Source organism: Streptomyces sp. NPDC043867 (assembly GCF_056435845.1).
The window spans coordinates 38,437-46,080 of record NZ_JBWKDS010000002.1 but is presented as its reverse complement, the minus strand read 5'-3'; the positions used below and the strand labels follow the sequence as shown (position 1 = coordinate 46,080).

Here is a 7,644-nt window from a genome sequence, read left to right as displayed (position 1 = left end):
TCCCCCCCCCCCCCCCACAGTACTCCCCTCCCCCCCCCCCCCCCCCCCCCCCCCCCCCTCCCCCCCCCCCCCCCCCCCCCGCCGCCCTCCGAGATCTACTGCCACTCGCTGACCGATCCCACGATCCTGGCCCCCGCCCTGGTCGAGGAGGGTTACCAGACCCTCACGCTGTTCGGGCTGCACACGCCCGCAAGGCTCTTCGCCCGGGACAACGACGCCGTACGTGCCGAGCTGCTGAAGTCCACGCTCGCGGAGCTGGACGCGCACCTCGCGGAACCGCTCGCGGACTGTCTGGCGACCGATGCCGAGGGCCGCCCGTGCGTCGAGGCCAGGACCCCGCTCGACCTGGAGCGCGACCTGCGGCTGCCCGGCGGCAACATCTTCCACGGCGACCTGGCCTTCCCCCACACCCAGGAGGGCACGGGCCGCTGGGGCGTGGAGACCCGGCACGCCAACGTCGTGCTGTGCGGAGCCGGGGCCGTCCGCGGCGGCGGCGTGAGCGGGGTGCCCGGGCACAACGCGGCGATGGCCGTGCTCGAGGCCGGGACGCGGTAGCCGTCCCCCCGCCGGGACCGCCGGGACCGCCGGGACCGCCGGGTTCACCTGGTTCCGGGGCCGGAAGGGCGCGGCCTCAGTCCGCGGACGGTGACCAGCCCGACGCCTCGATCCGGCCGGCGTCCGCCGGCCGCGCCTCGTCGAAGACGGTCCGGCCGCCCGCGTCGACCCGCAGCGCGTCGACGTACACCCCGCGGCCGACGTACGAGCGGTCCGTGGTGTACCGCCAGCGCAGCGTCAGCTGTCGCCCTGCGGGCAGCTCCGCGTCGAGCCGGTGCCAGACGCGGCCCGACCAGCCGGTGACCGAGCCGGCCGGGTGCTCCCGGGGGTCCTCGCCGCGCCGCACCGTCGTGAAGGGGACCGGCGACCAGGTCGTGCCGCCGTCCGGGGAGGACTCGAGGAAAAGGGCGTCGGATGCGGGTTCGGTGTCCCACCACACGGCGCAGCGCAGCCGCGGGTGCGCGTTCGTGGTGTCGAGCGCGGGCAGCGTCAGCGTCGCCGACGTCGCGTTCGCCATGCCGGAGAACCAGGACGTGCGGCCGCGTGCCGGGCGGACCGGCACGGCACGCGCCAGTCGGTCGGCGGCGGCCACCCGGGGAGCGGAGCCGGATCGCCAACTGCGCACCGGGTGTACGGAGTTGCCCAGCAGGACGAGGAAGGAGTCCGTCGTCGGGTCGAGGACGAGCGAGGTGCCCGTGAAGCCGGTGTGCCCCGCGGTACGGGGTGTGGCCATCGCGCCCATGTACCAGTGCTGGTAGAGCTCGAAGCCGAGGCCGTGCTCGTCGCCGGGGAAGGCGGTGTTGAAGTCGGTGAACATCAGCTCCACCGACTCCGGCTCCAGGATGCGCGCGGTGCCGTACGTGCCGCCGTTGAGCAGCGTGCGGCCGAGTACCGCGAGGTCCCAGGCGCACGAGAAGACCCCGGCGTGCCCGGCGACCCCGCCCAGGGAGTACGCGTTCTCGTCGTGCACCTCGCCCCAGACCAGGCCGCGGTCGAGGCCGGACCAGGGCGGGCGCGCGTCCTCGGTGGCGGCGATCCGCGGCTTCCAGGCGGCGGGCGGGTTGTAGCGGGTGCGGTGCATGCCGAGCGGGGCGGTGATCTCGTCGCGCAGGAGCGTGTCGAGCGTGCGGCCGGTGAGCTTCTCCAGGACGAGCTGGAGCGAGATCAGGTTGAGGTCGGAGTAGAGGTACTTGGTGCCCGGCGCGTTGAGCGGTGCCTCGTCCCAGATGAGCTGGAGTCTGCCCTCGCGGGTGGGCGCCTTGTAGAGCGGGATCCAGGCACGGAAACCGGATGTATGAGTGAGTAGCTGACGGATCGTGATGTCCTGCTTGCCCCCGCCCGCGAAGTCCGGGAGGTACGAGGCGACCTCGGCCTCGAGTGCGAGTGTGCCGCGTTCGATCTGCTGCACGGCGAGGATCGAGGTGAACAGTTTCGAGACGGAGGCGAGATCGAAGACGGTGTCCTCGGCCATCGGGATCTGCCGGTCGGCCGGGAACTCGACCCCGGTGTCCGTCTTCTCGTCGTACGCCGAGTAGCGCACCGCCTGGCCGATCGGCCGGTGGAGGGCCACCGTGCCGCCGCGGCCGGCGAGGAGCACGGCCCCCGCGTACCAGGGATGCTTGGGGGAGGGACCGAGGAACGCCTCGGCGTCGGTGACGAGTTGACGCAGATGCCCCGCGAGCAGGCCCGCCCGCTCGGCGGAGCCGTGGTGCAGGGTCGGCTGCCGCCCGCTCGCACCGGCCGCCGCCGGTCCGGCGGGGAAGGGGGCGATGGCCAGGGCGCCGCCCAGGGCCACCGCACGTCGCCCGAGTTGACGACGGGTCAGCCCGACGTGCCCGTCGCTCGCTGCGTCTTCGGTCACCGAGAAGCCTCCTGCCGCGCCGCCTGAAAGAATCTTTCCGGTCTCGCCCCGCGCGGTGAAACTTTCCTGTCGGCCGTGGGGTGTGTCAACCCTGCCGGGGAGTGTCGGAGACGCGTCCAAAAATCTGACGGAGCATCAGAAAAGGGCTTCCCTCGTCCACGCGGCTGCGGCATCCTGCGGCCATGCAGACGGAGCTGAGCAACACACTGGGAGTCGAGCACGCCATCTTCGGCTTCACGCCGTTCCCCGCCGTCGCCGCCGCGATCAGCAGAGCGGGCGGTTTCGGTGTGCTCGGCGCGGTCCGCTACACCGCCCCCGACGACCTCGAACGAGACCTCGACTGGCTCGACGCCCACGTCGACGGGAAGCCCTACGGCCTCGACGTCGTCATGCCCGCCAAGAAGGTCGGGGGCGTCACCGAGGCCGAGGTCGAGGCGATGATCCCCGAAGGGCACCGGCAGTACGTCAACGACACCCTCGCCAAGTACGGAGTGCCGGAACTCGCCGAGGGGGAGGCGTCCGGCTGGCGCATCACCGGGTGGATGGAACAGGTGGCCCGCGACCAGCTCGACGTCGCCTTCCGTCACCCGATCAAACTGCTCGCCAACGCCCTCGGCTCACCACCCGCCGACATCGTCGAGCGCGCCCACGACCGGGGCGTACTCGTCGCCGCTCTCGCGGGCAGTGCCCGGCACGCGCGCAAGCACGCCGAGCGGGGCATCGACGTCGTCGTCGCGCAGGGCTACGAGGCGGGCGGCCACACCGGGGAGATCGCCTCGATGGTGCTCACCCCCGAAGTCGTCGACGCCGTCGACCCGTTGCCCGTCCTCGCCGCGGGCGGCATCGGCAGCGGGCAGCAGGTGGCGGCCGCGTTCGCGCTCGGCGCCCAGGGCGCATGGCTGGGCTCCCTCTGGCTGACCACCACGGAGGCCGACATGCACTCCCGTGCGGTGACGCACAAGCTGCTCGCCGCCGGGTCCGGTGACACCGTCCGCTCCCGCGCCCTGACCGGCAAGCCCGCCCGGCAGTTGCGCACGGAGTGGACGGACGCCTGGGACGACCCGAACGGTCCGGGCACCCTCCCCATGCCCCTCCAGGGCCTGCTGGTCGCCGAGGCGCTCTCCCGGATCCAGAAGTACGAGGTGGAACCGCTCCTCGGCACCCCCGTCGGACAGATCGTCGGGCGGATGAACAGCGAACGCAGTGTCCAGGCCGTCTTCGACGACCTCACCCGCGGCTTCGAGCAGGCCGTCGACCGCGTCAACCGCATCGCGGGAAGGAGCACCGAGTCGTGAGCGAGGCCATGAACCCGCCCCCCAACGGCTTCTGGGCCCAGGCGGCCGCAGACCCGCGGCGCACGGTCCTCGTCGCCCCCGACGGCGAGGAGTGGACCGCCGGACGCCTGCACGCCCGCGTCAACCGACTGGTCCACGGGCTGCGCGCCGCGGGACTTGAACGCGGTGACTCCTTCGCCGTCGTCCTGCCCAACGGCGTCGAGTTCCTCACCGCGTACCTGGCCGCCTCGCAGGCCGGCTTCTACCTCGTCCCCGTCAACCACCACCTCGTCGGGCCCGAGATCGCCTGGATCGTCTCCGACTCCGGCGCCAAGGTGCTCATCGCGCACGAGCGGTTCGCCGACGCCGCGCGTCACGCCGCCGACGAGGCGGCGCTGCCCGCGACCCACCGGTACGCCGTCGGGGACGTCCGCGGCTTCCGGCCCTACGCCCAACTCCTCGAAGGGCAGGACGAGTCGGTCCCCGACCGCCGCACCCTCGGCTGGGTCATGAACTACACGTCGGGCACCACGGGCCGCCCCCGCGGCATCCGCCGCCCCCTGCCCGGCAAGCTGCCCGAGGAGACCTACCTCGGCGGCTTCCTCGGCATCTTCGGCATCAAGCCGTTCGACGACAACGTGCACCTGGTCTGCTCGCCGCTCTACCACACGGCGGTGCTCCAGTTCGCGGGCGCCTCGCTGCACATCGGCCACCGCCTGGTGCTGATGGACAAGTGGACGCCCGAGGAGATGCTCCGCCTCATCGACACCCGCGGGTGCACGCACACCCACATGGTCCCCACCCAGTTCCACCGGCTGCTGGCCCTGCCCGAAGACGTCCGGGCCCGCTACGACGTCTCGTCGATGCGGCACGCCATCCATGGCGCGGCCCCCTGCCCCGACCACGTGAAACGGGCCATGATCGAGTGGTGGGGCCACACCGTCGAGGAGTACTACGCGGCCAGTGAGGGAGGGGGTGCGTTCGCCACCGCCGAGGACTGGCTCAAGAAGCCCGGCACGGTCGGCAGGGCGTGGCCCATCAGCGAACTGGCGATCTTCGACGACGACGGCAACAGGCTGCCCGCGGGTGAACTCGGTACCGTCTACATGAAGATGAGCACCGGCGGGTTCTCGTACCACAAGGACGAGACCAAGACGAGGGCGAACCGCATCGGCGACTTCTTCACCGTCGGCGACCTGGGCTGTCTCGACGAGGACGGCTACCTCTTCCTCCGGGACCGCAAGATCGACATGATCATCTCGGGGGGTGTCAACATCTACCCCGCCGAGATCGAGTCCGAACTGCTCGCCCATCCCGCCGTCGCGGACGCCGCCGCCTTCGGGATCCCGCACGACGACTGGGGCGAGGAGGTCAAGGCCGTGGTCGAGCCCGTCCCCGGCCACGAACCGACCGAGACCCTCGCCGCCGACATCCTGGCGCACTGCGCGCGCCGGCTCGCCGGATACAAGCGTCCCAAGAGCGTCGACTTCATCGCGACGATGCCGCGCGACCCCAACGGGAAGCTGTACAAGCGGCGGCTGCGCGACCCCTACTGGGAAGGGCGCACCCGGGCGGTGTGACACGGGACGCGGCCGTGGTCCCGCCCCCTGCGCACAGCCGTCACAGGCGCGGGTACGGCTCAGTGCTGCCCGGTGCCCGGCGGCGGATCGAGCCCAAAGCGCTCGACAATGCCCGCCAGCCATTCCGGCCTGCCGAACTCCAGGCCGTAGTTCCTGGCGAGTCCGGCGACGGCGTCGGGCTCGGGTGGCCCGGAGGACACCAATTCGGCCAGTTCGCGGAAGAAGTGCTCGAAGCCGGCGGGGGTGATGACCTCGATCATGCGGGCAGGCACCTGTCCGGCGTTCCACATGGTGTGCAGCTCTCCGCGCGGCTTCGTGATGTACCCGCCGGGGCCGAGGACGGCCTCGCGGTCGCCGGAACGAAAACCGATCTCGCCCTCGGTCACGATGGAGTACTCGTCCTCCCGCGTGTGCAGATGGGCCGGCACGAGCGCGCCGACGGGAAACGGGTGTTCCACGACCGACAACGCGCCGCCGGTGTCGGCACCCCAGAGTTTGAAGACCACCCCGATCGGCCCGATGTCGACCTCGGTCCCCTCCCCAGGTCGTACGACGGTGAGCGGAGGTGCCTGAGGCTCGGCCATGGCGATCACTCCTCGGTGCGAACATCTCGCATTTCGAGTCACGCGGCCGTGTTCCACCAGTGTCGAACGCCGGGAGCGGGGCCGCAACAACTGGGCGCACACCACCGCTCGTCGGCACCGCACCGGGACTGATCCGTGCCGTCCGCCGGCAGTCGCCCGGGCCGCGGCCCGGGTCAGCCGGGACTTCCCGCCGGGCGGTTCCGGCCCGCAGGCGGCGCCGGATGCTTGACCCCGGTCGCACGGCCCGACGAGGATCACGCCAGGGCACCGCGGACGAAGGAGCAGGTCATGACGGCGGGACGAAGCGCCACGGTCGACGGGGTGCTGCGACGCAGCGCCCGCCGCACTCCCGCACGGGTCGCGGTCCACTACCGCGACCGGTCCTGGACCTACGCGGAACTCGAAGAGGCCGTCTCCCGCGCCGCGAGCGTCCTGCTCGACGCAGGCCTCGAGCGCGGCGACCGGGTCGGCGCCTACGGCCACAACTCCGACGCCTATCTGATCGGCTTCCTGGCCTGCGCCCGCTCCGGACTCGTGCACGTACCGGTCAACCAGAACCTGACCGGTGACGACCTGGCGTACATCGTCGGCCAGGCCGGCTGCAACCTGGTGCTGGCCGACCGGGACCTGGCCGCGAACCTGCCCGCCGGCACCCGGATCCTGCCCCTGCGCGACACCGGCGACTCGCTGCTCGCCCGGCTCGCCACGGCCGCCCCGTACGACGGTCCCGAGCCGCGCGGCGAGGACCTGACGCAGCTGCTGTACACCTCGGGCACGACCGCGCTGCCCAAGGGCGCGATGATGACCCACCGGGCGCTGGTGCACGAGTACCTGAGCGCGATCACCGCCCTCGACCTGCAGGCCGGGGACCGGCCCGTGCACTCGCTGCCCCTCTACCACTCGGCGCAGATGCATGTGTTCCTGCTGCCGTATCTCGCGGTCGGCGCCGAGAACGTCATCCTCGACGCGCCCGACCCCGGGCGGATCCTCGACCTGGTCGAGGCGGGCCGCGCGGACAGCCTGTTCGCGCCGCCCACGGTGTGGATCGGCCTGTCGAACCGTCCCGACTTCGCCACCCGCGATCTGAGCGGTCTGCGCAAGGCCTACTACGGCGCGTCGATCATGCCGGTGCCCGTGCTGGAGCGCCTGCGGAAGCGGTTGCCGAAGCTGGCGTTCTACAACTGCTTCGGACAGAGCGAGATCGGGCCGCTCGCCATGGTCCTGGGCCCCGGCGAGCACGAGGGCAGGATGGACTCCTGCGGCCGTCCGGTGCTGTTCGTCGAGGCACGCGTCGTCGACGAGTCGGGCAAGGACGCGCCCGACGGTGAAACGGGCGAAGTCGTCTACCGCTCCCCGCAGTTGTGCGAGGGCTACTGGGACAAGCCGGAGGAGACGGCGGACGCGTTCCGGGACGGCTGGTTCCACTCGGGGGACCTCGCGGTGCGGGACGCCGCCGGGTACTTCACCGTCGTCGACCGGGTGAAGGACGTCATCAACTCCGGTGGCGTCCTCATCGCCTCGCGTCAGGTCGAGGACGCGCTGTACACGCACGAGCGGGTCGCGGAGGTGGCGGTGATCGGCCTGCCGGACGAGCGTTGGATCGAGGCCGTCACCGCGGTCGTCGTCCCGCGCGGGGAGGTCACCGAGGACGAGCTGCTCGCCCACGCCCGGGAGCGGCTCGCCCACTTCAAGGCGCCCAAGCGCGTCCTGTTCGTGGACGAGCTGCCGCGCAACGCCAGCGGCAAGATCCTCAAGCGGGAACTGCGCGACCGGTTCTCCGGCGCCTGACC

Annotated in this window: 5 protein-coding genes and 1 pseudogene; 4 read left to right on the top strand and 2 right to left on the bottom strand. The window is 71.9% G+C overall.

Annotation, left to right across the window (positions count from 1 at the left end):
- A pseudogene (locus tag AC069T_RS02155) lies at positions 1 to 555 on the top strand (hypothetical protein); the annotation flags it as partial.
- A gap of 76 nt (positions 556 to 631) precedes the next feature.
- Here AC069T_RS02155 and AC069T_RS02150 read toward each other — a convergent pair.
- Positions 632 to 2,416: a serine hydrolase domain-containing protein gene (locus tag AC069T_RS02150; protein WP_478780875.1), complete on the bottom strand. Its 1,785-nt coding sequence runs from the start codon at positions 2,414 to 2,416 to the stop codon at positions 632 to 634.
- A 182-nt stretch (positions 2,417 to 2,598) separates the two neighbouring features.
- On the opposite strand from AC069T_RS02150, the gene AC069T_RS02145 reads away from it, so the two are divergent.
- Positions 2,599 to 3,711: a nitronate monooxygenase gene (locus AC069T_RS02145; protein WP_478780874.1), complete on the top strand. Its 1,113-nt coding sequence runs from the start codon at positions 2,599 to 2,601 to the stop codon at positions 3,709 to 3,711.
- A gap of 8 nt (positions 3,712 to 3,719) precedes the next feature.
- On the top strand, positions 3,720 to 5,270 hold the full coding sequence (locus AC069T_RS02140) for an acyl-CoA synthetase (RefSeq protein ID WP_478781118.1): 1,551 nt from the start codon (positions 3,720 to 3,722) through the stop codon (positions 5,268 to 5,270).
- A gap of 59 nt (positions 5,271 to 5,329) precedes the next feature.
- Here AC069T_RS02140 and AC069T_RS02135 read toward each other — a convergent pair whose 3' ends face one another.
- Positions 5,330 to 5,854, bottom strand: coding sequence for a cupin domain-containing protein (locus tag AC069T_RS02135; protein WP_478780873.1), 525 nt, complete (start codon positions 5,852 to 5,854; stop codon positions 5,330 to 5,332).
- Positions 5,855 to 6,142: 288 nt separating this feature from the next.
- Between AC069T_RS02135 and AC069T_RS02130 the strand changes: the two genes are divergently transcribed.
- On the top strand, positions 6,143 to 7,642 hold the full coding sequence (locus AC069T_RS02130) for an acyl-CoA synthetase (protein ID WP_478780872.1): 1,500 nt from the start codon (positions 6,143 to 6,145) through the stop codon (positions 7,640 to 7,642).
- The last annotated feature ends 2 nt before the right edge of the window (positions 7,643 to 7,644 follow it).

What these genes read in the sequence shown, in the direction of transcription:
- AC069T_RS02145 (WP_478780874.1), top strand. Translation starts at nt 2,599, where the DNA reads ATGCAGACGGAGCTGAGCAACACACTGGGAGTCGAGCACGCCATCTTC.
- AC069T_RS02140 (WP_478781118.1), top strand. Translation starts at nt 3,720, where the DNA reads ATGAACCCGCCCCCCAACGGCTTCTGGGCCCAGGCGGCCGCAGACCCG.
- AC069T_RS02135 (WP_478780873.1), bottom strand. Translation starts at nt 5,854, where the DNA reads ATGGCCGAGCCTCAGGCACCTCCGCTCACCGTCGTACGACCTGGGGAG.
- AC069T_RS02130 (WP_478780872.1), top strand. Translation starts at nt 6,143, where the DNA reads ATGACGGCGGGACGAAGCGCCACGGTCGACGGGGTGCTGCGACGCAGC.